The sequence below is a fragment of the Bacillus sp. FSL R9-9834 genome (assembly GCF_038006905.1).
Classification (GTDB): Bacteria; Bacillota; Bacilli; order Bacillales; family Bacillaceae_G; genus Bacillus_A; species Bacillus_A pacificus.
The window spans coordinates 4,861,852-4,887,254 of record NZ_JBBOWD010000001.1 but is presented as its reverse complement, the minus strand read 5'-3'; the positions used below and the strand labels follow the sequence as shown (position 1 = coordinate 4,887,254).

Below are 25,403 nucleotides of genomic sequence, written 5' to 3'. Positions count from 1 at the left end.
TTTACAATTTATACTATGATAAAGATATTAACAGAAGATCGTATAAACAAGAGGGATGATGAACATGAAATTTACAAAGATTCTTGTCCAAATTGCTGCTCTTTACGTTTTTTATATGGTTGGAACTTGGGTACAAGAAATGTTAAATATTCCGATTCCAGGAAGTTTGATTGGAATGTTCCTCTTACTTGTTTTACTTAGCCTAAAAGTTCTTCCAGTGAAATGGTTCGATTTAGGAGCAGAAACACTCGTTGCTATTATGCCGTTTTTATTAATTCCGCCAACACTTGGCCTAATGAATTACGGTGCTTTTTTTATGAGTAAAGGAATTTCTCTTTTCATTACAATTGTAGCGAGTACATTTTTAATTATTATTGTCGCAGGACATACAGGACAATATCTTGCGAATAGAAAGGAAAGAGAGTCGCGATGAGCCAAATATTGATCGGAATCGGTTGGGTTATTTTTACGGTGCTATTATACCAATTATCTAAAAAAATCTATAAATTATTTCCAACACCATTCACCATTCCAATGCTTGTAGCAACAGGATTAATGGCTTTCTTATTTATTATGCTTGATATACCGTATCAACATTATATGGAAAGTGGTGGCGGCTGGATTGCAAAACTGCTCGGACCCGGTGTTGTAGCATTTGCAATTCCTCTTTATAAACAACGCCACGTTCTTCAAAAATATGTTGTACCAATTGCCGGCGGGGTACTAGTAGGTACAACAGTTGCCATTGCAAGTGACTTTGCTATTGCGTCACTTATGGGAACAGATAAAAGCTTAATTTTATCTTCTTTACCAAAATCAGTGACAATGCCAGTTGCGATGAGTGTTTCAGAGCAAGTTGGTGGTGTACCGTCATTAACAGCAGCCTTCGTTGTTATTGCAGGTATTACTGGAACGATTACCGGCCCGCTTTTATTAAAATGGAGCCGCGTTACAAACTCAGTTGGTAAAGGTATCGGATTTGGATGTGCTTCTCATATTATGGGCGTAATGAGAGCGATGAAAAATAATGAACATGAAGGTGTTATTGGATCGGTAACAATGACATTAACAGCGATTTTAACATGTTTGCTCGGGCCGCTATTTGCAATGATGTTCATGTAATAGAAGAAAAGCGAGAGCAACCTTATAGCTCTCGCTTTTCTATAGAATTTATGCTACAGTTACAATAACTGAATCTTTGTAGGAGGTACGCCAAGTGCATACGTTATTATCCGTTTTACTTATTATTGTATCGATTTTAATGATTGTTATGGTACTTATGCAGTCTAGTAATAGCTCAGGCCTTTCAGGTGCAATTTCAGGCGGTGCAGAGCAATTATTTGGTAAGCAAAAAGCACGTGGAATTGAAGCGGTATTAAACCGTATTACAATTGTTTTAGCTGTATTGTTCTTCGCATTAACAATTGGTGTTACGTACTTAAACTTATAGAATTGAAAGAAGAAGCGTTAGTAAGATGTACTAATGGTTCTTCTTTTTTTGTTTTGTCATTTGAAAGATGTTTCTAATTAGATTATAGAAATATAAATATGGTACACTAGATATAGAAAGAATACGACTAGATTACAGAAGAGAAAGAGGAGAAGTACATGATGAAATTAGCATCTCCGAAACCATTTACATTTGAGGGTGGAGACCGCGCTGTTTTATTACTACATGGATTCACAGGAAACTCAGCTGATGTACGTATGTTAGGGCGTTTCTTAGAAAAGAAAGGCTACACTTGTCATGCCCCAATTTATAAAGGGCACGGTGTACCACCAGAAGAGCTTGTTCATACAGGTCCTGAAGATTGGTGGCAAGACGTAACGGAGGCATATCAGCTTTTAAAAGATAAAGGTTTTGAGAAAATTGCTGTCGTTGGATTGTCACTTGGCGGCGTATTTTCTCTAAAATTAGGTTATACAGTACCGGTTTTAGGTGTAGTCCCAATGTGTGCACCGATGTATATTAAGAGTGAAGAAACGATGTACCAAGGTATATTGGCATATGCCCGCGAATATAAAAAGCGTGAGCAAAAATCACCAGAGCAAATCGAACAAGAAATGTTGGAATTCCAAAAGACACCGATGAATACATTAAAAGCATTACAACAATTAATTGCTGACGTACGTAACAATGTGGACATGATTTATGCCCCAACATTTGTTGTACAAGCGCGTCATGATGAAATGATTAATACAGATAGTGCGAACATTATTTATAACGGTGTAGAATCAACGTTAAAAGACATTAAATGGTATGAAGACTCTACGCATGTCATTACACTTGATAAACAGCGTGACGAGCTACATGAGGATGTATATAACTTCTTGGAGCAACTAGATTGGTAAGATCTAGTTGCCTCTTTTTTTCATAAGGGAATTTTTTATGGAAGCTGTAAAAAAATCATTGGGAGATGATTGAAGTTTCGCTTTATACATCCCCCATCTTTCGGATACACTAAATAATATAAGGGTTTAAAGGAGGTATTTTTGCTTGGAAGAAATCATACAAGAACATATTGATAAGTTGTTATTATTTATGAGAGAAGAAGCGTATAAACCGCTAACGATACAAGAGTTAGAAGAGGCGTTTGGGATTGAAGGTTCTGAGGGCTTTAAAGATTTTGTAAAGGCGCTTGTAACGATGGAAGAGAAGGGACTTGTTATTCGTACTCGTAGCAACCGTTACGGTCTTCCTGAAAAAATGAATTTAGTACGTGGTAAGTTAATTGGACATGCACGTGGCTTTGCATTTGTTGTACCAGACGAGAAGAAAACAGGAGACGACGATCTTTTCATTCCGCCTACAGAATTAAACGGTGCGCTTCATGGTGATACAGTATTAGCCCGCCTTAGTTCTCAATCGAGTGGTTCGCGTCAAGAAGGTTCCATTGTACGCATTTTAGAACGCGGAACGAAAGAACTAGTTGGTACATATACAGAGTCCAAAAACTTTGGATTTGTTATACCTGACAATAAACGCTGGACAAGTGACATTTTCGTATTGAAAAGCGCATCAATGGGCGCTGTAGAAGGTCATAAAGTAGTTGTGAAAATTACGAGCTATCCAGAGAATCGTTTAAGTGCAGAAGGTGAAGTTATTCAAATTCTAGGTCATAAAAATGATCCAGGAGTAGATATTTTATCTGTTATCCATAAACATCATTTGCCTTTAGCGTTCCCTGAAGAAGTGATGGAGCACGCCAACAGTGTACCAGAAACGATTTCAGAAGAAGATTTAAAAGATCGCCGTGACCTGCGTGACCAAATGATCGTAACGATTGACGGTGCAGACGCAAAAGATTTAGATGACGCTGTTACAGTCACGAAGCTCGAGAACGGTAACTATAAACTTGGCGTTCATATTGCGGATGTAAGTCATTACGTCCAAGAAGGCTCTCCAATTGATGTAGAAGCAGCGGAGAGAGCGACGAGTATATATCTTGTTGACCGTGTAATTCCGATGATTCCGCATCGTCTATCGAACGGTATTTGTTCATTAAATCCGAAAGTAGACCGTCTGACATTGTCTTGTGAAATGGAAATCAACAACTTAGGTGACGTCGTAAAGCACGAGATTTTCCAAAGTGTAATTAAAACGACAGAGCGTATGACGTATGCTGACGTAAGAAGCATTTTAGAAGATGAGGACGAAGATTTAATGAAACGCTATGAGCCGCTCGTACCGATGTTTAAAGAGATGGGGCAATTAGCACAAATCCTACGTGAAAAACGTATGCGCCGCGGTGCAATCGACTTTGATTTTAAAGAAGCGAAAGTATTAGTAGATGAAGAAGGAAAACCGACAGACGTTGTTATGCGTGATCGTTCTGTATCAGAGAAGTTAATTGAAGAATTTATGCTTGTCGCGAACGAAACAGTAGCAGAGCATTTCCACTGGATGAACGTACCATTTATGTACCGTGTCCATGAAGATCCGAAAGAAGATAAGTTAGAGCGTTTCTTCGAGTTTGTAACGAACTTCGGATATGCGGTAAAAGGACGTGCAAATGAAGTACACCCTCGTGCGCTACAACAAATTCTTGAAATGGTTCAAGGGCAACCAGAAGAAGTAGTCATTTCGACAGTAATGCTTCGTTCTATGAAGCAAGCACGTTACGATGCAGAAAGCTTAGGACATTTTGGTCTATCAACTGAGTTCTACACGCATTTCACATCACCAATTCGTCGTTATCCAGATACGATTGTTCACAGATTGATTCGTGAATATATCATTAATGGTAAAGTTGATAATGAAACGCAAGCAAAATGGCGTGAAAAATTACCTGAGATTGCAGATCATTCTTCTAATATGGAACGCCGTGCTGTTGAAGCAGAACGTGAAACAGACGAAATGAAAAAAGCAGAGTATATGGTCGATAAGATCGGCGAAGAGTATGATGGTATGATTAGCTCTGTAACAAACTTCGGTTTATTCGTAGAGCTTCCAAATACAATTGAAGGTCTTGTACATGTTAGCTACTTAACGGATGATTACTACCGTTATGATGAGCAGCATTTCGCAATGATTGGAGAACGTACAGGTAACGTATTCCGCATCGGTGACGAAATTACCATTCGCGTTATTAACGTAAACAAAGACGAGCGGGCAATCGACTTTGAAATCGTTGGCATGAAAGGTACGCCTCGTCGTAAGTTCAAAGATCGTCCAGTCGTGATCGAACAGCCAAGAACAGGCAGAAAGAAACGCGGCGGACGTAGCGAACGCAGTAATGAGCGCGGCGGAGAACGTGGCACAGGTAGAAAATTTGACCGTGGTGGCAAAGGTAAAGGAAGAGGATCTGCATCCGCGTCCGCTAGCCAACCAGGGAAAAAAGATGGTAACGGCAAGAAGAAAAAAGCATTCTTCGAAAACGTACCAGGATTCAAGAAGAAAAAGAAAAAGCGTAAGTAAGAAAAGGATGGCTTCGCTTTGATAAAAAGCGAGGCTTTTTCTTTTTTCTTAGTGGCTGGAGAACGAGCCACTTTCGCTTTTTATGGGAATCCAGCTACAGTGGCTAGAATGTTCGGCGGCTTCGCTTCTTCCCGAGAGGCAAAGGGCGCCTCAAGGTCAGAAGCTCCATCCACCTCACATTCTAAGCGAGCCACTTTCGCTTTTTATTAACATTTGTTACAATAGTAAAAATAGAGGAGGGACGTTATATGCCAAAAGGTTCAGGTAAGGTTATTGCACAAAATAAAAAAGCATTTCATGATTATTTCATCGAAGAAACATACGAAGCAGGGCTTGTCCTTCAAGGAACGGAAATTAAGTCGATTCGCGCTGGACGCGTGAACTTGAAAGATGCGTTTGCACGTGTACATAATGGTGAAGTATGGGTTCATAATATGCATATTAGTACGTACGAGCAAGGAAATCGTTTCAACCATGATCCGCTTCGTACGAGAAAGTTACTTCTGCATAAAAAAGAAATTGATAAATTAGCGGGAGCTGCAAAAGAAACAGGATATGCATTAGTTCCACTTAAAATCTATTTGAAAAATGGATTCGCGAAAATGGCACTTGGTTTAGCAAAAGGTAAGAAACAATATGATAAGCGTCACGATTTAAAAGAGAAAGAAGCAAAACGTGAAATTGCACGCGCGTTCCGTGATCGTCAAAAGATGTAATACAGATATTTACATTTGTAAAACGGCGCGCGTATGTTATAATAACTTATGTAAGATTGTTGCACATTGAAAAACAGCTCTTAGTAGCTATCACGAAATTTTCTTCGTATGCTCCATTTTTATCATGGGGACGTTACGGATTCGACAGGGATAGTTCGAGCTTAGGTTGCGAGTCGAGGGGATCGGCCTCGTTAAAACGTCAAAGCCTATAATTGGCAAACAAAACAATCTTTCTTTAGCTGCTTAATTGCACTAAAGGTTCCTCCCTCCATCGTCCATGTGGTAGGGTAAGGGACTCAAACTAAGTGGACTACGCCGGAGTTCGCCGTCTGAGGACAAAGGAAGAGAACAACCAGACTAGCAACTTGGAAGCCTGTCGATAGGCCGAAGAGTTCGCGAAATGCTAATATATCGACTACACTCGTAGAAGCTTAAGTGCCGATATTTTTGGACGTGGGTTCGACTCCCACCGTCTCCACCAATACATATTTGGTGGTTTTTTATTTTGTGTGATTTGAACCATAATTTTGCCAGTTTGGTGAGGTTATGGTTCTTTTTGTTTGTGGCAAACTTATGCCTCCTGTAGCTTTGAAATAAATTCGTACCGATTATAAAAAAGTTAATCGTTTTATCCCTTTGGGTTTACCTATCTATAGGGGGATTTTTATTAATAGGGGTCCCGTCACATCGCTATCAAGAAAGGGACACTCTATATTCAGTTAGATATGGAAGAACTCATGAATCATTTGTCCCCTGGTTAAACAATGGAGATTTCAGAGGCGCACATTGGACAGTACCAAAAATTACTAGCTCGTGTTATTATTCATCGATTAACAAAAGAACAAACAGAGAAAAGGTTGAAGGAACAAGTAAAAAAAGAAAAGAAGAAAGGTATTACCTACAAAGAACGAAGTAAACGGTTGAGTGGGATCAACGTGTATATTACGAATCTTTCTACAGAAAATGTTCCAACGAAACATATCCATGACTTGTATTCATTACGCTGGAAAATTGAAATTTTGTTCAAAATATGGAAATCTTTTTTTAAAATTGACAGGTGCAAAGAAATTAAGAAAGAACGCTTAGAATGCCATTTATATGGGCAACTCATTAGTATTTTACTCTGTTCATCGACGATGTTCAAAATGCGTCAGTTACTCTTGGATAAGAAAAAGAAAGAGTTAAGTGAATACAAATCCATCTATATGATAAAGAATTATTATCTATTGTTTTATGAGGGACTACAAAAAAGCATCCATGAATTATTAAAAGTTTTGCTGCGTTTGTTTTACCTTTTAGAGAAAAACGGGAGAAAATCTCACCGGTATGAAAAGAAAACCGTCTTTGATATCTTAGGTGTTGTGTATGATTATATGTTGTCAAAAAGTGCCAAGGTTGCATAATATTTTTTTAAATGCCTAGTTAATAGGTTTATTTGTTATACCTATCTTTAGAACAGTCTTAGAAATTTAAAGGAATAATCCTCACATATAACCTCTTAGCGCCCTAAGGTTGCTGGCGATGGGGGCTCGCCAGCATTTCGGAAAAAAATACGCTAAGCAATTTTTGAATAGAAAAGAGCCGAATTTTACCCTGTTAAGAGTAAATCGGCTCTTTTCTATTCAAAACCTAGTTGTTTGTAATATCAAAAGAAAATGTTTCTTTTAGTCCCTTTTCCCCGTCAGCAGTGATTTTTATTGCTCTTGTTTTAGGTAAACGTTGAACCCAATTTAATTCTAATAGTCTTTCTAGAAGGGCATTCCCTAATGCTCCCGCAAGGTGGTGACGTCTTTCACTCCAATCTAAACATTTGTGTGTGAATGAACGACGCTTTTTCTTAACCCTTTCAAGATCAATTTGAAAATTTGTAAAGAATGACTTTCCTTTTTCAGTAACAGTAAATCCGTCCTTTTCCTCATAAATAACGCCTATTTTAATTAAAGAATCTGTTAATTGTACTCCTAAATTTCCCGCAAGATGATCATAACATGTTCTTGCAAAACGCATCGCTTTATCTTCCGAAGCCTGTTTTAATGATTTAATTTCAATTGGTGGAGCTATTGATAAAAATGATTCCATAACTTGAGCAACTTCCAGATTTCGAATTCCATAATATCGATGTCTTCCCTGTTTTTCAACTGTAACTACATTCGCATCAACCATTTTTGTCAAATGGAAACTAGCCGTCTGTGGTTTGATTCCTGCCATATATGCTAATTCGCTTGCAGGATGGAATCTACCATCTAATAGGACTGTTAATATTGCTGCACGAGAAGCTTCACTCACAAGAGTAGCAATCATTGCTACATTTGGGTTTGCATTCATTTTAATTCCCTCCCCCTAATGTAATCCATACTTCGATGATAATCGAAATGTTTATATTCTACAATAAATAAGGAAGAATATATGAATAGGAGGAGAAATAAAGATGAAAAAAATGGATCAGGCTCCAAACACAGAAATTATTAAACCTAAAATTCTATACTACGGAACTCCTGTGATTTTACTAAATTCGCTAAATGAAGATGGAACAGTAAACATCAGCCCTATGTCATCATCATGGGTATTAGGAGATTGTATTATATTAGGAATTGGACTTGGCGGGAAAGCTATCGAAAATTTAGAACGACATCCTGAATGTGTAATCAATGTTCCGAGTCCTTCATTATGGGAAAATGTTGAACAATTAGCCCCCTATACAGGGAAAAATCCCGTTCCAGATTATAAGAAAAAGAATGGATTTACATATGAAAAAGAAAAATATGATATTAGTAGATTAACACCTACTGAGTCTAAAACGGTAAAACCTACTCGAATTATGGAGTGTCCAATTCAAATTGAGGCAAGGGTGAAACATATTCGAATTCCTGATTATTCTCCTAATTTTGCCATTGTTGAGACACAAGCTATACATGTACACGCTCATAAGGAAATCATCCTTGAAGAAAATCATATTGATCCAAATAAATGGAGCCCACTTATATATAATTTCCGTCATTATTTTGGTCTAGGTAACCAGTTAGGTAAAACCTTTCGATCCGAAATATAAATAAATATATTATCTTTTAAAGTGGACAATCCTTTCCTAATTGAAGTTAAATATTGTAGTAAGAAACCGAATTCCACCTGTTAAGGAATTCGGTTTCTTTATTATTTTTTCTTTTGCAATGATATAAAATGCTTATTAGAAAAGGAGAACAAGGATATATAATTTGATGCCTGCTAATGAGATTTACTGTTGATAAATGGTAATTTGTTAACTAAAAGGCGGGTTTATAATTAGCTTGTGAGAAAGTTTATAACAAAGGGGCATACATATGTTAAATTACATCTGCACTACATGCGGCGTTCAATATTCTAAAAGTCAAGAAGTAGTGCACTAAATCTCTTGCGAACAACTTATAGGTAAATTGAAATTGTGTGATGTAAACCACAATTTTCCATTTTGGTGAGGTTATGGTTCTTTTTGTTTGTGGTTTTATAGAATGCTTTAGTTGATGGGGGGACACCCTTGAAACAGAATATGAAGAAATAGTTATTCTAAGCAGGTAAATACTGTAGCTATCCTTAATGATTAAATAATATGTATTTAAATCTTCATATCCTTTGTGTTTCTATTCGTATCTATTGTAAGATTATATAGAGTTCTCCTAATAAGCTGTTATAATGACTTTTTTTAGGAGTTTAATACTTATAAATCTTAAATTATTTTTTGGGAATAATTTTTTATCTAACCAAGTTATATTGAAGTAGAGGTGAACCATCGGTGAGGCAGGTGTTAGTAATTAAGAATGAACGGTCTTTAGCGAAGAAAATCGTAAGTGGTTTAAAGCAAGAAGGCCATTTCATTTTAAAACTTCACAATGAAAACGAAGGTTTAAATATAGTATATGAACAAGATTGGGATATTATCATATTAGATTGGGATTCATTAAGCATGTCCGGACCAGAAATTTGCAGGCAAATACGACTTGTTAAAATGACACCGATCATTATTGTGACCGACAATATTTCTAGCAAGGATTGCGTAGCAGGGTTACAAGCAGGAGCGGATGATTATATAAGAAAACCATTTGCGAAAGAAGAATTAGTAGCAAGAGTTCAAGCTATTTTAAGGCGAAGTGATTATACTCAGCAAAATGAGCCGAATTTTGTTCAGTTTAAAGATCTCCTTGTTGATGTATCTAGCAATATTGTGAAAAAAGGCGGTAAAAATCTCTCGCTTACGAAACGCGAGTACGACTTACTTGTATTTTTAATCAAGAATAAAAACACAATATTGAGCCGTGAAATGCTTTTGAATCAGGTTTGGGGATATAACGTAGTAGTAAATCCAAATGTAGTAGACTTATATATTGGATATGTAAGAAAAAAGTTAAAGTGTGAGAAGAAAGACAGATATATTCAAACGATACATGGCAGAGGCTATTCAATGATTGAATGATAAAATAGTTTATGTGAAATATGAAAAATTAGCTATTAATGGTCATTTTTTTTACAGTAGAAATCACAGTTTATAAGGTGCTAATCTACTGGTTAGTACGTGTGGGGGATGAATTTGTTGCGCATTAGTTGAGATTATATTTAAGTTATGTTTAATTTTATTAACTCACACCATTCACAAGATTTTCACAGAATTAATGACTATACTTATTTACAGGATATTCAAATGAAAATGATTATCAATATTGATTTAGGTGAATAGTAGTTACTATCTAATTCAATCTTTGGAAGTCATCATTTTCGAAATAAATTACATAATAAGGAGTATACGTATGAAAAAAACTATGCTTTTAAAATTAGTAAGTATTCTAGCAGTTTTCACTTTAATGTTAGTAGCCTGCTCAGATTCAGGTAAAGAAACTTCGAAGGCTACTAAAGATAATGGTAGTGATAAGCCAAAAACAGTAGAAATCACTGATGCGCATGGAAAAGTTACAGTTCCTGTAAATCCAAAGAATGTAGTTGCTTTAGATAATAGAACGTTTGAAACTTTAGCTGATTGGGGAATTAAATTAGCGGCTGCTCCAAAGGATGTCATGCCTGCTGATTCAGCATATAAAAAGGATGAAAAAGTTCAAAATATCGGGAATCACCGTGAACCAAATCTTGAAATTATCGCAGCTGCAAACCCTGACCTTGTAATCGTTGGTCAAAGATTTGCTAGCCATTACGAAGAAATCAAAAAATTAGTACCAAATGCAGCAGTTATTGATCTTAATGTTGATGTTTCTGAGAAGGCTACTAAGCCTGGAGAAAACTTAGTAAAAGGACTTAAAGATTCTACTGTTACTTTAGGAAAAATCTTTGATAAAGATAAAGAAGCTAAAAAATTAGTAGCTGATTTTGATAAATCTATTGAAAATGCAAAATCTGCTTATAACGGAAAAGATAAAGTTATGAGTGTTATCGTTACTGGTGGTAATATTGGTTTTGCTGCTCCACATACTGGTCGTGTTTGGGGACCAATGTATGAAATTTTCGGTTGGACTCCGGCATTAGAAGTTTCTAATTCTACTGCAGGTCATAAAGGTGACGACGTTTCTGTTGAAGCTATTGCACAAACAAATCCTGATTGGCTGTTCGTATTAGATCGTGATGCAGCAACATCTGATGCAGCTAAGTCAGCTCCTGCTCAGGATGTTATTTCTAAATCACCAGCTCTTCAAAACACAACTGCTGTTTCTAAAAAACAAGTTATTTATGCACCAGCAGATACTTACACAAATGAATCAATTCAGACTTATATAGAGTTATTTGGAAATATCGCAAAAACTTTAGCTAAGTAGTGTAAAGGGGTACGAAGCAGTGTCAAAAAATATAATTTCTAGGGTTGAGAATATTTCTCAACCCCAGTTTTATAATCACAATAAATTATGGACAAAATCTTTTATAATAGCGATTATAGTTGTTCTAATTTTAGGGATTATATCACTGTTTACTGGCGTTTATGATATACGTGGACAAGAGGACGGAATGGAGATGTTTTTCATCACTCGTGTTCCGAGAACAGTTGCATTAATGCTTACTGGAGCTGCAATGGCGATGGCAGGGCTTGTCATGCAACTTATTACACAAAATCGATTTGTTGAACCTACTACAACGGGGACTATTGAATGGTCAGGCTTAGGCCTGCTTTTTGTGTATTTACTATTTCCTGCCCCGACTTTAGTTCAAAGAATGACTGGTGCAATCATTTTTTCTTTTATAGGAACTATGATTTTCTTTCTATTTTTAAGAAGAGTTAAGCTTCGTTCGTCTTTAATTGTCCCGATTATTGGATTGATGCTGGGAGCAGTTATTTCTGCAGTGTCTACTTTTTTGGGACTCCTTTTTCAAATGACGCAAAGTATTGAAACTTGGTTTGTAGGTTCATTTGCTAACATTCAGGTGGGAAGATACGAATATTTATGGCTGATTGTTATCGTTACTTTGCTTATTTTTATGTATGCGAATAGATTGACTTTAGCTGGACTAGGAGAAGATGTCGCAACAAGCCTTGGCGTTAATTACAATCGAATTGTTCTTTTTGGAACGGCCCTTATTTCTTTTGCCGTTGGGATTGTTGCAGCTGTTATTGGAAACTTACCTTTCTTAGGGTTAATTGTTCCAAATATTGTTTCCATGTTTAGAGGTGATGATCTTAGAAGTAATTTACCTTGGGTGTGTCTGATCGGAATGGGTACAATAACTGCCTGTGATATCATTTCTCGAACAATTATAAAGCCTTTTGAATTACCTGTTTCTTTAATACTGGCATCAGTGGGAGCAGTCGTGTTTATTACTATTTTATTGAGAAAAAGAAAACCAAGGAGGCCACGATGATCACATTAGATTATAGAAATAAAGAAAATGTCGAAGTCGATTCTAGCCTTCATAATGAAAGTAGATCAGCTAGCGCTTTTCGTTCTAAGAAGGAAGCAAGACGTTATTGGATTGTACTGATAACATTGATTGCTTTAGGCCTCCTTTCTTCATATGGACTGTTAGTGTATAACAATCCAGTTCCGATAGATTCACCTTCTTTTATCCCAGTTGTTAAGAGAAGGATTGTAGCTATTGTTGCAATGATTATTGCAGCTGTTTGCCATAGCTTGTCGACAGTTGCTTTCCAATCCATTACGAATAATAAGATTATTACGCCTTCGCTTTTAGGTTTCGAATCACTTTATTCAGCAATTCACACGAGTACAATATTCTTCTTTGGTGCTAGTGCATTGATCAATTTTACTGGGATTGGTCCATTTTTATTTCAAATTTTTGTTATGGTCCTCATGAGTTTGATACTTTATGGATGGCTACTTTCCGGTAAATACGGAAATTTACAACTTATGCTTTTAGTCGGGATTATTATTGGTGCTGGACTAAATTCTATGTCAACTTTCATGAGAAAGTTACTTGCGCCTTCAGAGTTTGATCTTTTACAAGCAAAATTATTTGGTTCTGTTAATCATGCAGATCCTGCATATTTTCCTATTGTCATTCCGATGATTATAATTGTAGCAGTATTAATTTTTGCTCATTCTAAGAATTTAAATGTGTTATCACTAGGAAAGGATGTTGCTACTTCCTTTGGAGTTAAATATCAACCTAGTGTAATTTATACGCTTGTATTAGTAGCTATTTTAATGTCTATTTCAACAGCTTTAATTGGGCCACTTACTTTCTATGGGTTTTTAGTAGCAACTTTGAGTTATCAGGCGGCGGCAACTTATGATCATAGATATATTTTCCCAATGGCTTTTGCAATCGGATTTTTAATAATGACGAGCGCATACTTTTTAATGTATCATGTATTCAATGCTCAAGGTGTAGTTTCAGTTATTATTGAATTATTTGGTGGAATTATATTCTTAACTATAGTTTTAAGGAAGAGGGCTTTATGATAAAAATCGATAATGTTAAAAAGTTCTATACTGATAAGGTAAAAATAGGACCTTTGGATATTGAAATACCAAAAGCGGGCTTTACTTCTTTAATTGGACCAAATGGTGCTGGAAAGTCTACGACACTTTTGATGATAGGAAGACTTTTAGATATGGATGAAGGTCAAATCCAAGTAGCAAATATGGATGTTTCTGAATCCAAATCAAAAGACTTAGCAAAAGTTTTGACTATATTGCGACAAGAAAATCATTTTGTAACGAGGCTTACTGTTAGACAATTAGTTGGATTTGGACGCTTTCCTTATTCAAAGGGAAGATTAACGAAAGAGGATGAAGTTATTATTTCTAAATATATCGACTTCCTAGATTTAACGAATTTAGAGAATAGATATTTAGATGAGCTTTCTGGTGGTCAAAGACAAAGGGCATATGTAGCGATGGTATTGTGCCAAGAGACTGAATATGTACTTTTGGACGAACCTTTGAACAACCTTGATGTTGCTCGTTCTGTTCAAATGATGGAGCATTTGAGACGTGCAGCTAATGAATTCGGAAGAACAATTTTGACTGTTATGCATGACATAAATTTTGCAGCAAAATACTCTGACAAAATTTGTGCTATGAAAGATGGACAAATTGCTGCTTTTGGAACAGTAGAAGAAGTTATGGACCCAACGCTTTTAACAGATATTTTTGAAACAAAAATAGAGATTATTGATGGTCCTTATGGGCCGATCGCTGTTTATTAGTTATAAAATGTATACTGTAGCTGCTGTCTATATTTTGTAGGTAGCAGCTTTTTTGCGATTGCATTTATAAAAAAGTTATTTTACATAAGGTGAATGTGATTCTCTCGTTTTTAAAATGTCGTAATCAAAAGGGAGGAGTAACATTATGCTTACAGTGCGATTTTAGATGTGGTGATATACTGTTTATGAGTGTTTGTTGTGTCGTTTTTTGTCGGTAAGTCGATATATTATGAAAATCGCTGATATAAATTGAGTTGCGCTGATATATTTCGAAAATCGCCGATATAATTGGAGTTGCGCTGATATATTTGAAAAATCGCTGATATATTTTGGAGGGGATAAAGATGATTGTGAAAGAACGGAAAATGCCCGTACATTTGCTCCAATTAGAAGCTTTACTTAGAAGATTGCCTGCTCATCATCCAAAAAGGAACGTGGTGGCTGAAAATTTAGCGAAATTTATGGCTGGCTATAAAGGAGAGCAGGCAATTGAATATCCGCTTAGTTTTCTATCTGAAACAAAATATAGCATTTTACATGACATTAGATTGTTTGATCAGAAACATTATTTCCAAATTGATGCCCTCATAATTTCCTCATGTTTTCTTCTTTTTCTTGAAATAAAAAATATCATTGGTACGTTAATTTTTGATGCAAAGTTTAATCAACTCATTCGAATCGTAGATGGTGCTTCAGAAGAGGGTTTTCCAGATCCGCTTTTACAAGTGAAACGGCAAGAGATGCAGCTGAGAAAATGGCTGAGTTTGCATGGTTTATATAATATTCCGATTGAATCTCTCATTGTAATTAGTTCTCCTCGTACAATTATTAAAACTTCAGATGAAATGCTTCCTAATAAAATTATCCACGGTGCAAATTTACCTAATAGAATCAAACAAATGGAAAATCAATATAAAGAAGATATAATTGGTAATGTAGATGGACTTATAAATCAGATTATGAATGAGCACATTCCGCAACGACAAAATATTTTGGCACAATATAAATTAAAAAAAGAGGAATTACTAAAGGGCGTGCAGTGTGAGGAATGTTTTACAATGGCAATGTTAAAAGAAAAACAGGGCTGGCGTTGCTCAAACTGTAATAGTACGTCTAAAAATGCTCATTTACGTGCTTTACAAGACTACACACTTCTGTTTGGAACAATAACTACCAATAGCAAATTGAGGGACTTTCTTAATATGCAATCTAGTTCTGCGGTTAAAAGACTCCTCAAAACAATGAACATCCCACACACCGGCACCAACAAAGGGCGAAAATATGATTTAACCCATCTCCAATTATAATTTTGCTATAATAAATATGTACTTATACGAAGGGGAGTTTAATGAGAAAATGAAATCATTTAATATTGATCATTTTATCGCGAGTGTTTTACAGTGGATATTAAATATAGCGTTAATTATATTATCCATTGTCTTATCTATTTTTTTAATTAACGAGACGATTACTTTTATTCAATACATATTTTCAACAAAGGAATATACGTCGTATAAATTGGTTGAAAGTATTATCGTCTATTTCTTATACTTCGAGTTCATCGCATTGATTATTAAGTATTTTAAGTCGAACTACCATTTTCCGTTACGTTATTTTATTTATATTGGAATCACGGCGTTAATTCGATTGATTATTGTGTCTCATGAGGAACCGATGGAGACGTTATTATACGCAGGAGCAATTCTTATTTTAGTTATCGCTTTATACATATCTAATATGAGGGATTTGAGAAAAGAGTAGTAAAAAACCCCTATATTTAGGGGTTTTTGCTTTATCCCGCTTTAATGGGCTGTAAGACCCCCCACTGATTAAAGTTTCACTTTATATAATATGAAATCCGATTAATAAAATAACGATGAACGTGATAGCAAATACACCCCACCATAACGTATGAGTTTGTCCTCTTCTTTTTCTTGCTACGAGAATTTCCATCGACATAATAAGGATAAGAGCGAATACTGCTTTTATCATAGAAATGACAGGGAAGTTTTGAATAACTACCATTCCGATTCCTGAACCTAACATAAGAACATAAAATGCACGTTGCCCCCACAGTGTAAATTCTTGTTTGTTAAGCATGTAACTCATAATAAATAAGATGATAAGAATTGCCCATGATCCCGCGTGAATTTGATAAAAAGTATTAAGCATTACAGTTCACTCCCGTATGTATGTTGTTTTTTTGAAAATAGGATTACGAATCCGATAGAAAGTATCGTTATCATGCCGCCTATTATGAAAGATATTGCCCCTTGTGATGTAAATATCATTGTGAAAAATACTGGTCCGATAATTCTTCCTAAACTGTCAAATGAATAATTTAAGCCTGAAATGGTACCGTGATCACTTTTTATTTGTTTTGTTAAAAAGGATAAGGTACATGTTCGTACGAGTGCGTTTCCAGCTGTGAAGATGGATAAACAAATACCAGCCCATAGTAAGTTCGTAATGAATGGGATTAAAAATAAGCCTGTTGCAGAAATGATTTGTCCGATTATAATGTAGCGTTTTTCATCTCCGTTACGAATGTAGCGTATGAGTCCACCTTGTATAAATGCATCTACTAGGCCGCTTGCTAAAAAAATTATGCCAATTTGTAATGGTGTAATGCCGATTGCTTGTTTACCAAATAGTTGATAAGTGCCTTCTAATCCAGCTAATGCCATAGAAATTGTGAAGGTAATGAAAAATAATCCAATTGATGCGGCTGGTAAACGAATGAATTTTTTTAATGGATTTTCAGCATGTTTTTCTTCTGCATTGTTTAAACTCTCTTTAAAAGTAAAACATGTATAGAGAAATAAAATGAGAAGAAGATTGCTAGCAATTTGGAAAGGAACCGCATTTCCAAAATGGCTTAGCATACCGCCAATTGCTGGCCCGACAATAAAGCCCATGCCAATGCAAGCACCCATCAGTCCTATATAACGATTACGCTCATTTTCATTGGTCATATCGACAATGGAAGCTGTTGCAGCGGTGTATAATGCCCCTGCAAATAATCCGTTTAGGCTTCTTGTGATGTATAAGCCAGTTACATTATCAATCAGTAAACCTGTTAAGAAAAAACTAATGGAATATCCGAGTATACCAATTAGTAGTACAGGACGCCGACCAGCTCGATCAGCAATCTTTCCCCAAAGTGGAGCTGTTAAGAATGAAGCAAGCGAATAAGAAGATAACAGCATCCCTAAATGATGTGACGGTACATGTAAATTTGTAATGATTTCTGGTAGAACAGGGATAATCATGCCGAATCCTAAAAAGATAAAAAATTGAACGGTCATTAACGGAAGTATATTCCTTTTCATCATATCCTCCTTTCCTTTTATTATTTAAATGACATATGACTAAATAGTCATATGGTTATAATAATGGTTTATTAAAAGGAGTACAATCGATATAATAAAATTGAAACAAATTATTCATAATTTCAAAGTCCGGTTAGGAGAATTAAGAATGTCTATTCGTTATGCATTACTTGGACTACTTTCAAAAAAAGAACAAACTGGTTATGACTTGTATCATACGTTTCAAGAACAACTCATTTATTTTTGGAATTCAAGTCATTCACAAGTGTATAAAGAATTATCAAAAATGGAGCAGGATAACCTGGTTACGTTCGAATATATTTATCAAGAAGGAAGTCCAAATAAAAAAATATATTCTTTGACGAAAGAGGGGGAAAAGGCTCTTGTTGAATGGATTATTCATTCGAAAACGAAGCCCCAACGTATAAAGGATGAGTTTTTATTAAAAGCCTCAAGTTTTAATGTTATTTCAGTAGGTGAAGCTATTTCACTATTACAGAAGATAATTGATAGAGAAGCGCATGTAATACGGGAAACTCAAAAATGGAAAGATTATAGTTTTCCGGATCAGTCGTCTATTCGTAAACAGGTAATCGGAGAGTATATTACTGTTGAATATGGAATAAGGTATTCAAAAATGTACATCGACTGGTGTGAATGGGCAATTGAAGTGTTAGAAACATTACGAGAAGAAGAGTAAGAGAAGGTAGTGCAGACAAAGGTTTGCACTACTTTTTTATCCCGCTTTAATGGGCAGTAAGACCCCCACCTCAAAATGCAGCGAAAGCAAAGAAGTTAGGTGGGGATCGGGCTGATTAAATCTTGACCTTTAAGTTACTTGAAAGTTTACAATGTAAATAGGGCGTTTGAAATTGAAAAAAATTGAGAAATTAAGTGAAGAGGTTTCTTTTACTTGGAGGTTATAGAAATGAGTCAGGAATTGAAATTGCGTCCATTAGAGCGAGAAGATTTAAAGTTTGTACACGAACTGAATAATAATGCACATATTATGTCGTATTGGTTTGAAGAGCCGTATGAGGCATTTGTAGAGCTGCAAGACTTATACGATAAACATATACATGATCAAAGCGAACGCCGATTTATCGTTGAAAAGGACAATGAAATGGTTGGATTAGTTGAGTTAGTAGAAATCGATTATATTCACCGTAGAACGGAATTCCAAATTATTATTGATCCGAACTATCAAGGATATGGTTATGCAGCGGAAGCGACGCGTTTAGCGATGGATTACGCTTTTTCTGTATTAAATATGCATAAACTCTATTTAGTTGTTGATAAAGAGAATGAAAAAGCTGTACATGTTTATAAAAAGGTTGGATTTATGGTGGAAGGTGAACTGCTAGACGAGTTTTTCGTGGATGGTAACTATCATAATGCAATAAGGATGTGTATGTTCCAAAAGGCATACTTTGGAACGAAATAACCGATTGAAAAAGCTATAGATAATATTGTGTCTATAGCTTTTTTTGTAATGTAAACAGAAATTATTTATCGAAAAACAATAAATAATTATTGACTTGTGATACTGTCGGGCTTATTATGATGGTAATAAGATCAATGAAAATTAAAGGAGAGTACAAGATGAAAAACAAATATGTAGTAGCTATTTCTTTCATGATTTTAGCGATTATTACTTTAGCTATACATGCTTCAAACAGTAAAGTAGGAGCGAATGGATTCCTTGAAGAACCTTTCTTTTTCCTAGTACCAATAAGTTATGTATTGTCCTTTAGCGGTATTGGTGTATTATTATTTGGATTTATTACTTCAAAGCTGAAAAAGGGCAATAGATAGGGACAAAACACTCACTATGAGATAGAAACATACCATATGGAAGAAAAAGAATAAGTGAGATGAATCATGATGAACCATCATTTTTATAATGGAAGACAAGTAGGAGCAGCTATTACTTTAGCTGGCGCACAGGGAACCATTCATGCTGTGAATCAAGTGATTCAAATGCAGCAACAAGCATATTTGGCACAAATGATGCAAGGACAGTATATGCCATACTCACAACTTCCAATGCAAAGTGTGCATTATGATGTGCATCCAGCGGGGGTGTTTTCCATTCCATATGGCGGGACTTACTTCTTATAAAAAGAAAGCGACTGATAAGAGTCGCTTTCTTTTTATATTCTGCCTAGATGCATTCCGAGGAATGCAAAGAGGATACCAATGATATAAGTAGCACTTAAATATAGAAATAGTATGCTAAGGTTTTTACGATTGAAGAGCTGAATGGACTCTAGCTTAAATGTTGAAAATGTCGTGAAGGCACCCATAAATCCAGTGCCTAACAATAATTGCGAACCTGTAGTGACTCCGTTGCCAATTATATATCCGAGTAAAAACGCTCCTGTTATATTAATGAGAAATGTAGCGATTGGAAAGGGAGTTTTATTTCTTTTTTTAAACCAATTGCTAATTGCAAATCGTGTAATGGCACCGAAAAATCCTCCTGTTGCTACTAATAAAGCTTCTATCATAAATGATCACCTTCCGTAAGATGTTTCTTAATTAAGAAATCACCTAATGTATAGCCAAGTCCAGACATAATGAGGCCACCAAGTATGCTGCATGATACATATAAGAAGGCTATGCTCCACTCGGAATGATTGATCAATTGAATAGTCTCTACACTAAATGTTGAAAATGTCGTAAAGGAACCGATGAATCCAGTCCCGATGCCTGTGATAATTTCTGCAGGCAAGATGTTTCGCTGAGCGATATACGTAGTCAGCCATGCTAATAAGAAGCAGCCAACTAAGTTAATGAGTAATGTAGCTAGTGGAAATGTATGATGCCAAAATTCCTGAATCGTAAGACCTAAATAATAACGAGAAAGGGCCCCTAATATGCCAGCAATGCCAACGATAATATAAATCAATTTTCTCACCTCTTTAAATAGCTTGCTCAAAAAAATAGACTCCTACCAGTAGTGATACTGGTAGGAGTCATTAGCTAAGCAGCGTTTATGGCGAACTCCATCGCCTATAATTATTACATATAGTGTACTAAACATTGCGCTTGATTTCCAGTGAAGGAGTTAGGGGATTTTGTATTTTTGATAATGTAAGAGCAAGAATTGTTGTTTATAAACTAAATATAGTGATATAAGGTTTTTGATATGATAAAATATTTGTTATGTCTGTCATTCAGTTTTAGTTAACTGAAAATAAAGATAATTAAGTTATGTGTTTTAGAAAAGGGGCGTTTATTTGAAGAAGTTATTAAAAATAGTACTTATATGTATTTTAGTAGGGGTAGGAGTTGTAGGTGGTTTTTTAGGGTATATGACACTTACTAAAGAACAGCCTGCTGATGTTGTAAGTTTGAAGGTGGAAAATAATAAAGAGCGCGTATTAGCGACAGGAAATGAATTTAAAGTTACAACATTTAATATTGGATATGCCGGATTAGATAAGGACCAAGACTTCTTTATGGATGGAGGAAAGGGGTCTGGTTCAAGTAGTAAAGAGCAAACGGAAGTTAACTTAAAGAATATGCTTTCGTTTTTACAAAATGAGAATAGTGATTTTGCGTTATTACAAGAAGTCGATATAAAATCAATGCGATCTTTTGATGTAAATGGGCATGAATTTTTGAAAAATGGATTACCTGATTATGCTTCATCGTTCGGAAAGAACTATGATACAAAATGGGTCCCTGTCCCAATTACAAGTCCAATGGGATATGCGGAGGCTGGATTAAGTACATTTTCTAAATATAAAGTTCAAACAGCAGAGAGGTTCCAGCTTCCTGGAATGGAGCCTTGGCCGAAGCGTTTGTTTGATTTAGATCGAGCGATTGTTGAGCATAAAATTCCTGTTAGTAATGGGAAGTTTGTTAGACTCGTAAATTTACATTTGTCTGCGTACGATGAAGGCGGGAAAATTAGAAAACAGCAAGTAGAGTTTTTAAAAGAATATATGAACAAGCATTATAAAAATGGTGATTACGTAATAATGGGCGGAGATTGGAATCAATTACTTTCTAACGTTCAATTAAGTGATCCGAAGTTTGTGAAAGAGCGTCCTGAATGGTTGGTAGAGTTACCGAAGGACTTTACTGATGGTGGCTTTAAGTGGGCTGTAGACTCATCTGTTATGACGGTGAGAGACGATGTGAAGAAGTATGTAGAAGGTGAAAACTTCGTCACGATTATTGATGGCTTTATCGTTTCACCGAATGTTGAGATTGTAAATGTGCAAGGAAAAGATTTAAAGTTTGAAAATAGTGATCATAACCCAGTGAGTGCGGTATTTAAGCTGAAGTAATTAAGTGCAGAAGGTGGGACTATATATGGAATGGTTAAAGAAAACTTGTTTTTCTAACCTTGAGAAAGAATCACAGAAAAATCATTTATTGCTGTTTATTACAATTTGTAGTTTCTTCCTTGGAATCATCGCGATTGGGTATTACGGATATATTTTTACAGAGAGAGCAATCGCATTTTGGGTTTGTGGTATTTCTGTCGTTGTATTTGGAACGCTTCTTACTTTTATAGAAAGCATGGAAGCGATGTATAAATATATCATGACGTTTATGTTACTTACGATGTCTTTCATTATGGTACAAGCTTTTAATGAAAGCCCAGCTGTATTTCAAATGGTCTATTTTACACTAGCCGTTTCACTTATTTATTTAAGTGAACGTCTCGTTGTAATTCTCGGCGGAGTGGCAGTTGTAATCACATTTATTCTTTGTAGTTATTGGCCAGAGCAATTTTTTGCTTATACAGCAGCATCTGAAGCTGTAAACTTCGCAAGCTTGTTAGCGATCGTGACAATCGCTATGTGGGGCGTCACGAAAATTGGTTCTAACTTACTGGCTCGTTTAAGTGATGAGAAGCAAGAAGTAATGAGAAAAGCTCAGGAGTTAGAAGAAACGCAAAGGCTTATTGAGGAAACGGTTGTGAAACTAGATCGTAATTTCAATTATTTAAGACAAAATATGAATACATCGATGGAGTCAATGAGTGAAATCAATTTTGCTTTTGAAGAGGTAGCAGTTGGCACGCAATCACAATCAGAGATGATCCATCGTTCGGTAGAAGTATTGAACGATATGGAGGGAAATATTGAACAAATCATTTCTCAAGTAAGAAATGCATCGATTCGTGTTGATGAAAGCTTAGAAATTTCAAAAGGTAGTGTACATACTCTACGAAGTTTTGAAGCGAATATGAGAAGTTTAAATGATGTTGTTTCACAATCAGGAATTATATTTAGAGATTTAATGATGCAATCGAAACAAATTAATGAAATTGTAGATGTAATAACGAATATTTCAAGTCAGACGAGTTTGCTAGCTTTAAATGCAAATATTGAAGCTGCAAGAGCAGGTGAGCATGGAAAAGGATTTGCTATTGTAGCGAATGAAGTATTAAAGCTTGCTGAGGAATCGAATCGTTCTGCGGGAAGAATTCAAGGGATTTTGAAGGATTTTAGTAATCAAGCAAGTAAGGTAGAAGTGCAAGTAGAGAAATCAGAAAGAGTACAAGAAGAATGTAATGAAATGCTAGTAAGTGTTTTAACAAATGTAACGGATTTAGGGAAGTTTATTGATGAAATTAATGATGTAATGAGAGAAATCGTTGGTCATCAAGAAAGTTTCCAAGTTAAAACGACGAATATCGTAAAGGATGTTACACATGCTTCCAATGTAATCCAGCAAACTTCTGCAGCTACAGAAGAAGTGTTAGCAAGTGTGGAAGAAGAAAAACATCGAAATGATACATCTGTGAAGACATTACATACTGTTAGCGAGCAAGTGAAATTGTTAGAAAATATTTTAGAAAAGTAATATCACTTAAAAAGGGCACAACGTTTGTGCCCTTTTTTCATTTAAACGAAGACTTGCTCGGATTTTAATTGCTTTTCTGCTCGTTTTCTGCCAAGCTTAAGAAGATGAAATTCAGCTAATAGCGGAATTAAAATACTTCAAAGAAAGAATTAAATAGGTGACGTATATGATCGAAGTTAAGACTTCTGAACTTAGTGATGGAGAATTTAATAGAGGTGTATTTGCAACTCGTGATATTAAAAAAGGTGAGTTGATACACGCAGCGCCAGTTATCTCTTACCCGAATGAACAGCATGAACACATTGAGAAAACATTACTTGCTGACTACGCATTTGAGTATGGGATTAATCATACGGCAATCCTTTTAGGATACGGCATGTTATTCAATCATTCATATACACCGAATGCGACGTATGATATTGTCTTTGAGAATCATACATTTAACTTCTATGCTTATAAAGATATAAAAGCAGGAGAAGAAATCTTAATCAATTATAATGGTGAAGTGGATAACGATGAACTGTTATGGTTTGATAAAGAAAAAGAAGAGAACGAAAAGTAATTTAAAATAAGTAATGAAAAAGATGTTTTTACATAGGTAAAAGCATCTTTTTTATTGATGAAAATAAAGCAAAAATTACAAAAAAATACCACTTTATTTTCGTGTGGTATAGTAAGATACTGAAGGGTAGTGTTTTGAAAAAGTAATATATTTTACAAATTGTTGTCTTTCTGATGACATGTCAAGTTTAGTAGCCTATTTGGGTTGCTTTATTATGCAATATATATTTTAATATGAGTGGCACCTCTTATAAATTAAGAGGTTAATAGGTGTCTCGAATTGATTTTGGGTACACTGTATCCACCACTTTAGGTTCATTTCATGTATGTGGGGATATTATGGGCCCGTATAACGGGATAAAAAGAATATAGAAATAGAGGAATCGTAAAATGAATATGCAAGAGGTTTATGAATATTTAAGTACGGTATTGCCTGAAGGTCATGTGAAACAAGATGAAATGTTAAAGAATCATACGCATATTAAAGTTGGCGGAAAAGCAGATGTTTTTGTTGCGCCGACAAATTATGACGAAATTCAAGAAGTTATTAAATATGCGAACAAATATAATATTCCAGTTACGTTTTTAGGAAATGGATCGAATGTTATTATTAAAGATGGTGGAATTCGCGGGATTACAGTAAGTTTAATTCATATTACAGGTGTTACTGTAACAGGAACGACGATTGTAGCACAGTGCGGTGCAGCAATTATTGACGTATCGCGTATTGCGCTAGACCATAACTTAACGGGTCTTGAGTTTGCTTGTGGTATTCCAGGTTCAGTTGGCGGAGCATTATATATGAATGCAGGTGCATACGGCGGTGAGATTTCGTTTGTATTAACAGAAGCTGTCGTAATGACAGGTGATGGAGAGCTACGTACTTTGACGAAAGAAGCATTTGAATTTGGATATCGTAAGAGTGTATTTGCGAACAACCATTACATTATTCTTGAAGCGAGATTTGAACTTGAAGAAGGTGTATATGAAGAAATTAAAGCAAAAATGGATGATTTAACGTTTAAACGTGAGTCAAAACAGCCTCTAGAATACCCTTCATGCGGTAGCGTATTTAAACGCCCACCAAATAACTTTGCTGGTAAATTGATTCAAGAATCAGGACTACAAGGTAAGCGAATTGGTGGAGTGGAAGTTTCTCTAAAACACGCTGGATTTATGGTGAATGTTGATAACGGAACGGCACAAGATTATATCGATTTAATTCACTTTGTACAAAAAACAGTTGAAGAGAAATTTGGCGTGAAGTTAGAGCGTGAAGTAAGGATTATTGGAGAAGATAAAGAATAACATATACGTATGAAACTGCGAATTATTTTAAAATAACATTTGGGTATTGTTGACAATTTGTTTGCAATTCAATATAATGGCTAATAATTTAACAAATAACATAC

At 35.5% G+C, this 25,403-nt stretch carries 27 protein-coding genes, 1 other RNA gene, 1 pseudogene, 1 riboswitch and 1 other annotated feature (1 of these 31 running past the window's edge); of the genes and pseudogenes, 24 read left to right on the top strand and 5 right to left on the bottom strand.

Annotated elements, in window-relative coordinates:
* Positions 1–64 precede the first annotated feature (64 nt).
* The 8 genes and pseudogenes from MKY00_RS25740 to MKY00_RS25705 all read left to right on the top strand — a co-directional run.
* Positions 65–433 carry a CidA/LrgA family holin-like protein gene (locus MKY00_RS25740; RefSeq protein ID WP_000673220.1) on the top strand — a complete coding sequence of 123 codons (369 nt, stop codon included), beginning with the start codon at positions 65–67 and terminating at the stop codon, positions 431–433.
* Positions 430–1,122, top strand: coding sequence for an LrgB family protein (locus tag MKY00_RS25735; RefSeq protein ID WP_000078293.1), 693 nt, complete (start codon positions 430–432; stop codon positions 1,120–1,122). The genes MKY00_RS25740 and MKY00_RS25735 overlap by 4 nt, the downstream gene beginning before the upstream one ends.
* Positions 1,123–1,216: 94 nt before the next feature.
* On the top strand, positions 1,217–1,450 hold the full coding sequence (gene secG, locus MKY00_RS25730) for a preprotein translocase subunit SecG (protein WP_000557262.1): 234 nt from the start codon (positions 1,217–1,219) through the stop codon (positions 1,448–1,450).
* A gap of 161 nt (positions 1,451–1,611) precedes the next feature.
* Positions 1,612–2,352 (top strand): carboxylesterase, encoded by a 741-nt coding sequence (gene estA / locus MKY00_RS25725; protein ID WP_000761976.1) that lies wholly within the window; start codon positions 1,612–1,614, stop codon positions 2,350–2,352.
* A gap of 145 nt (positions 2,353–2,497) precedes the next feature.
* Positions 2,498–4,918 (top strand): ribonuclease R, encoded by a 2,421-nt coding sequence (gene rnr / locus MKY00_RS25720; RefSeq protein ID WP_016718890.1) that lies wholly within the window; start codon positions 2,498–2,500, stop codon positions 4,916–4,918.
* 248 nt (positions 4,919–5,166) lie between these two features.
* The gene (gene smpB / locus MKY00_RS25715; RefSeq protein WP_001123901.1) at positions 5,167–5,634 is read left to right on the top strand and encodes an SsrA-binding protein; all 468 of its coding nucleotides are present in this window, start codon (positions 5,167–5,169) and stop codon (positions 5,632–5,634) included.
* A 126-nt stretch (positions 5,635–5,760) separates the two neighbouring features.
* Positions 5,761–6,115, top strand: a transfer-messenger RNA (tmRNA) gene (gene ssrA, locus MKY00_RS25710).
* A 211-nt stretch (positions 6,116–6,326) separates the two neighbouring features.
* A pseudogene (locus MKY00_RS25705) lies at positions 6,327–7,037 on the top strand (transposase); the annotation flags it as partial.
* Positions 7,038–7,263: 226 nt separating this feature from the next.
* Here MKY00_RS25705 and MKY00_RS25700 read toward each other — a convergent pair.
* Positions 7,264–7,959, bottom strand: coding sequence for an ArsR/SmtB family transcription factor (locus MKY00_RS25700; protein ID WP_016718887.1), 696 nt, complete (start codon positions 7,957–7,959; stop codon positions 7,264–7,266).
* Between the two features lie 103 nt (positions 7,960–8,062).
* On the opposite strand from MKY00_RS25700, the gene MKY00_RS25695 reads away from it, so the two are divergent.
* The 8 genes from MKY00_RS25695 (at position 8,063) to psiE (ending at position 16,030) form a co-directional block, all read left to right on the top strand.
* Positions 8,063–8,683: a flavin reductase family protein gene (locus MKY00_RS25695; RefSeq protein WP_016718886.1), complete on the top strand. Its 621-nt coding sequence runs from the start codon at positions 8,063–8,065 to the stop codon at positions 8,681–8,683.
* Positions 8,684–9,400: 717 nt separating this feature from the next.
* The gene (locus tag MKY00_RS25690) at positions 9,401–10,078 is read left to right on the top strand and encodes a response regulator transcription factor (protein WP_016718885.1); all 678 of its coding nucleotides are present in this window, start codon (positions 9,401–9,403) and stop codon (positions 10,076–10,078) included.
* Positions 10,079–10,409: 331 nt separating this feature from the next.
* Positions 10,410–11,423, top strand: a complete 1,014-nt coding sequence (locus MKY00_RS25685) for a siderophore ABC transporter substrate-binding protein (RefSeq protein ID WP_016718884.1) — start codon at positions 10,410–10,412, stop codon at positions 11,421–11,423.
* A gap of 19 nt (positions 11,424–11,442) precedes the next feature.
* On the top strand, positions 11,443–12,459 hold the full coding sequence (locus MKY00_RS25680; RefSeq protein ID WP_000041834.1) for an ABC transporter permease: 1,017 nt from the start codon (positions 11,443–11,445) through the stop codon (positions 12,457–12,459).
* Positions 12,456–13,520, top strand: coding sequence for an iron chelate uptake ABC transporter family permease subunit (locus tag MKY00_RS25675; RefSeq protein WP_000631131.1), 1,065 nt, complete (start codon positions 12,456–12,458; stop codon positions 13,518–13,520). The genes MKY00_RS25680 and MKY00_RS25675 overlap by 4 nt, the downstream gene beginning before the upstream one ends.
* Positions 13,517–14,269, top strand: coding sequence for an iron ABC transporter ATP-binding protein (locus tag MKY00_RS25670; RefSeq protein WP_000590065.1), 753 nt, complete (start codon positions 13,517–13,519; stop codon positions 14,267–14,269). Before MKY00_RS25675 ends, MKY00_RS25670 begins: the two co-directional genes overlap by 4 nt.
* Positions 14,270–14,613: 344 nt before the next feature.
* Positions 14,614–15,576, top strand: coding sequence for a nuclease-related domain-containing protein (locus tag MKY00_RS25665; protein ID WP_016718883.1), 963 nt, complete (start codon positions 14,614–14,616; stop codon positions 15,574–15,576).
* Positions 15,577–15,625: 49 nt separating this feature from the next.
* A complete protein-coding gene (gene psiE / locus MKY00_RS25660; protein ID WP_016718882.1) occupies positions 15,626–16,030 on the top strand; it encodes a phosphate-starvation-inducible protein PsiE in 405 nt (134 codons plus the stop codon).
* Positions 16,031–16,111: 81 nt separating this feature from the next.
* Here the strand turns inward: psiE and MKY00_RS25655 are convergent, their stop codons facing one another.
* Positions 16,112–16,441, bottom strand: coding sequence for a DUF1516 family protein (locus MKY00_RS25655; protein WP_016718881.1), 330 nt, complete (start codon positions 16,439–16,441; stop codon positions 16,112–16,114).
* Positions 16,441–17,601: an MFS transporter gene (locus MKY00_RS25650; protein WP_016718880.1), complete on the bottom strand. Its 1,161-nt coding sequence runs from the start codon at positions 17,599–17,601 to the stop codon at positions 16,441–16,443. Before MKY00_RS25650 ends, MKY00_RS25655 begins: the two co-directional genes overlap by 1 nt.
* 148 nt (positions 17,602–17,749) lie before the next feature.
* Here MKY00_RS25650 and MKY00_RS25645 point away from each other — a divergent pair, with 148 nt between their 5' ends.
* The 4 genes from MKY00_RS25645 (at position 17,750) to MKY00_RS25630 (ending at position 19,722) form a co-directional block, all read left to right on the top strand.
* The gene (locus MKY00_RS25645; protein WP_016718879.1) at positions 17,750–18,301 is read left to right on the top strand and encodes a PadR family transcriptional regulator; all 552 of its coding nucleotides are present in this window, start codon (positions 17,750–17,752) and stop codon (positions 18,299–18,301) included.
* Positions 18,302–18,529: 228 nt separating this feature from the next.
* Positions 18,530–19,045 (top strand): spermidine N1-acetyltransferase, encoded by a 516-nt coding sequence (speG, locus tag MKY00_RS25640; protein ID WP_000076827.1) that lies wholly within the window; start codon positions 18,530–18,532, stop codon positions 19,043–19,045.
* Positions 19,046–19,179: 134 nt separating this feature from the next.
* A complete protein-coding gene (locus MKY00_RS25635; RefSeq protein ID WP_341035337.1) occupies positions 19,180–19,416 on the top strand; it encodes a DUF3955 domain-containing protein in 237 nt (78 codons plus the stop codon).
* A gap of 66 nt (positions 19,417–19,482) precedes the next feature.
* The gene (locus MKY00_RS25630) at positions 19,483–19,722 is read left to right on the top strand and encodes a DUF3947 family protein (RefSeq protein WP_061183365.1); all 240 of its coding nucleotides are present in this window, start codon (positions 19,483–19,485) and stop codon (positions 19,720–19,722) included.
* A gap of 32 nt (positions 19,723–19,754) precedes the next feature.
* On the opposite strand, the gene crcB (MKY00_RS25625) is transcribed toward MKY00_RS25630, so the two are convergent.
* Positions 19,755–20,111 carry a fluoride efflux transporter CrcB gene (gene crcB / locus MKY00_RS25625; RefSeq protein ID WP_016718877.1) on the bottom strand — a complete coding sequence of 119 codons (357 nt, stop codon included), beginning with the start codon at positions 20,109–20,111 and terminating at the stop codon, positions 19,755–19,757.
* Positions 20,108–20,512: a fluoride efflux transporter CrcB gene (gene crcB / locus MKY00_RS25620; RefSeq protein WP_016718876.1), complete on the bottom strand. Its 405-nt coding sequence runs from the start codon at positions 20,510–20,512 to the stop codon at positions 20,108–20,110. Before crcB (MKY00_RS25620) ends, crcB (MKY00_RS25625) begins: the two co-directional genes overlap by 4 nt.
* 54 nt (positions 20,513–20,566) lie before the next feature.
* Positions 20,567–20,626, bottom strand: a riboswitch (Fluoride riboswitch).
* Between the two features lie 217 nt (positions 20,627–20,843).
* On the opposite strand from crcB (MKY00_RS25620), the gene MKY00_RS25615 reads away from it, so the two are divergent.
* The 4 genes from MKY00_RS25615 (at position 20,844) to murB (ending at position 25,299) form a co-directional block, all read left to right on the top strand.
* Complete coding sequence (locus MKY00_RS25615) at positions 20,844–21,902, top strand: endonuclease/exonuclease/phosphatase family protein (protein ID WP_000734866.1); 1,059 nt, start codon at positions 20,844–20,846, stop codon at positions 21,900–21,902.
* 25 nt (positions 21,903–21,927) lie between these two features.
* Positions 21,928–23,430, top strand: a complete 1,503-nt coding sequence (locus MKY00_RS25610) for a DUF4077 domain-containing protein (protein ID WP_016718875.1) — start codon at positions 21,928–21,930, stop codon at positions 23,428–23,430.
* Between the two features lie 166 nt (positions 23,431–23,596).
* Complete coding sequence (locus MKY00_RS25605; RefSeq protein WP_000573649.1) at positions 23,597–23,992, top strand: SET domain-containing protein; 396 nt, start codon at positions 23,597–23,599, stop codon at positions 23,990–23,992.
* A 389-nt stretch (positions 23,993–24,381) separates the two neighbouring features.
* Entirely contained in the window at positions 24,382–25,299 is a 918-nt protein-coding gene (murB, locus tag MKY00_RS25600; protein WP_001057089.1) for a UDP-N-acetylmuramate dehydrogenase, read from the top strand.
* A 96-nt stretch (positions 25,300–25,395) separates the two neighbouring features.
* Positions 25,396–25,403: a binding site (T-box leader), on the top strand; it runs 208 nt beyond the window's last position.

Coding starts and splice junctions, on each gene's coding strand:
- MKY00_RS25740 (WP_000673220.1), top strand. CDS start 65: ATGAAATTTACAAAGATTCTTGTCCAAATTGCTGCTCTTTACGTTTTT.
- MKY00_RS25735 (WP_000078293.1), top strand. CDS start 430: ATGAGCCAAATATTGATCGGAATCGGTTGGGTTATTTTTACGGTGCTA.
- estA (WP_000761976.1), top strand. CDS start 1,612: ATGAAATTAGCATCTCCGAAACCATTTACATTTGAGGGTGGAGACCGC.
- smpB (WP_001123901.1), top strand. CDS start 5,167: ATGCCAAAAGGTTCAGGTAAGGTTATTGCACAAAATAAAAAAGCATTT.
- MKY00_RS25700 (WP_016718887.1), bottom strand. CDS start 7,959: ATGAATGCAAACCCAAATGTAGCAATGATTGCTACTCTTGTGAGTGAA.
- MKY00_RS25695 (WP_016718886.1), top strand. CDS start 8,063: ATGAAAAAAATGGATCAGGCTCCAAACACAGAAATTATTAAACCTAAA.
- MKY00_RS25685 (WP_016718884.1), top strand. CDS start 10,410: ATGAAAAAAACTATGCTTTTAAAATTAGTAAGTATTCTAGCAGTTTTC.
- MKY00_RS25675 (WP_000631131.1), top strand. CDS start 12,456: ATGATCACATTAGATTATAGAAATAAAGAAAATGTCGAAGTCGATTCT.
- MKY00_RS25670 (WP_000590065.1), top strand. CDS start 13,517: ATGATAAAAATCGATAATGTTAAAAAGTTCTATACTGATAAGGTAAAA.
- MKY00_RS25665 (WP_016718883.1), top strand. CDS start 14,614: ATGATTGTGAAAGAACGGAAAATGCCCGTACATTTGCTCCAATTAGAA.
- psiE (WP_016718882.1), top strand. CDS start 15,626: ATGAAATCATTTAATATTGATCATTTTATCGCGAGTGTTTTACAGTGG.
- MKY00_RS25655 (WP_016718881.1), bottom strand. CDS start 16,441: ATGCTTAATACTTTTTATCAAATTCACGCGGGATCATGGGCAATTCTT.
- MKY00_RS25650 (WP_016718880.1), bottom strand. CDS start 17,601: ATGAAAAGGAATATACTTCCGTTAATGACCGTTCAATTTTTTATCTTT.
- MKY00_RS25645 (WP_016718879.1), top strand. CDS start 17,750: ATGTCTATTCGTTATGCATTACTTGGACTACTTTCAAAAAAAGAACAA.
- speG (WP_000076827.1), top strand. CDS start 18,530: ATGAGTCAGGAATTGAAATTGCGTCCATTAGAGCGAGAAGATTTAAAG.
- MKY00_RS25635 (WP_341035337.1), top strand. CDS start 19,180: ATGAAAATTAAAGGAGAGTACAAGATGAAAAACAAATATGTAGTAGCT.
- MKY00_RS25630 (WP_061183365.1), top strand. CDS start 19,483: ATGATGAACCATCATTTTTATAATGGAAGACAAGTAGGAGCAGCTATT.
- crcB (WP_016718877.1), bottom strand. CDS start 20,111: ATGATAGAAGCTTTATTAGTAGCAACAGGAGGATTTTTCGGTGCCATT.
- MKY00_RS25610 (WP_016718875.1), top strand. CDS start 21,928: ATGGAATGGTTAAAGAAAACTTGTTTTTCTAACCTTGAGAAAGAATCA.
- MKY00_RS25605 (WP_000573649.1), top strand. CDS start 23,597: ATGATCGAAGTTAAGACTTCTGAACTTAGTGATGGAGAATTTAATAGA.
- murB (WP_001057089.1), top strand. CDS start 24,382: ATGAATATGCAAGAGGTTTATGAATATTTAAGTACGGTATTGCCTGAA.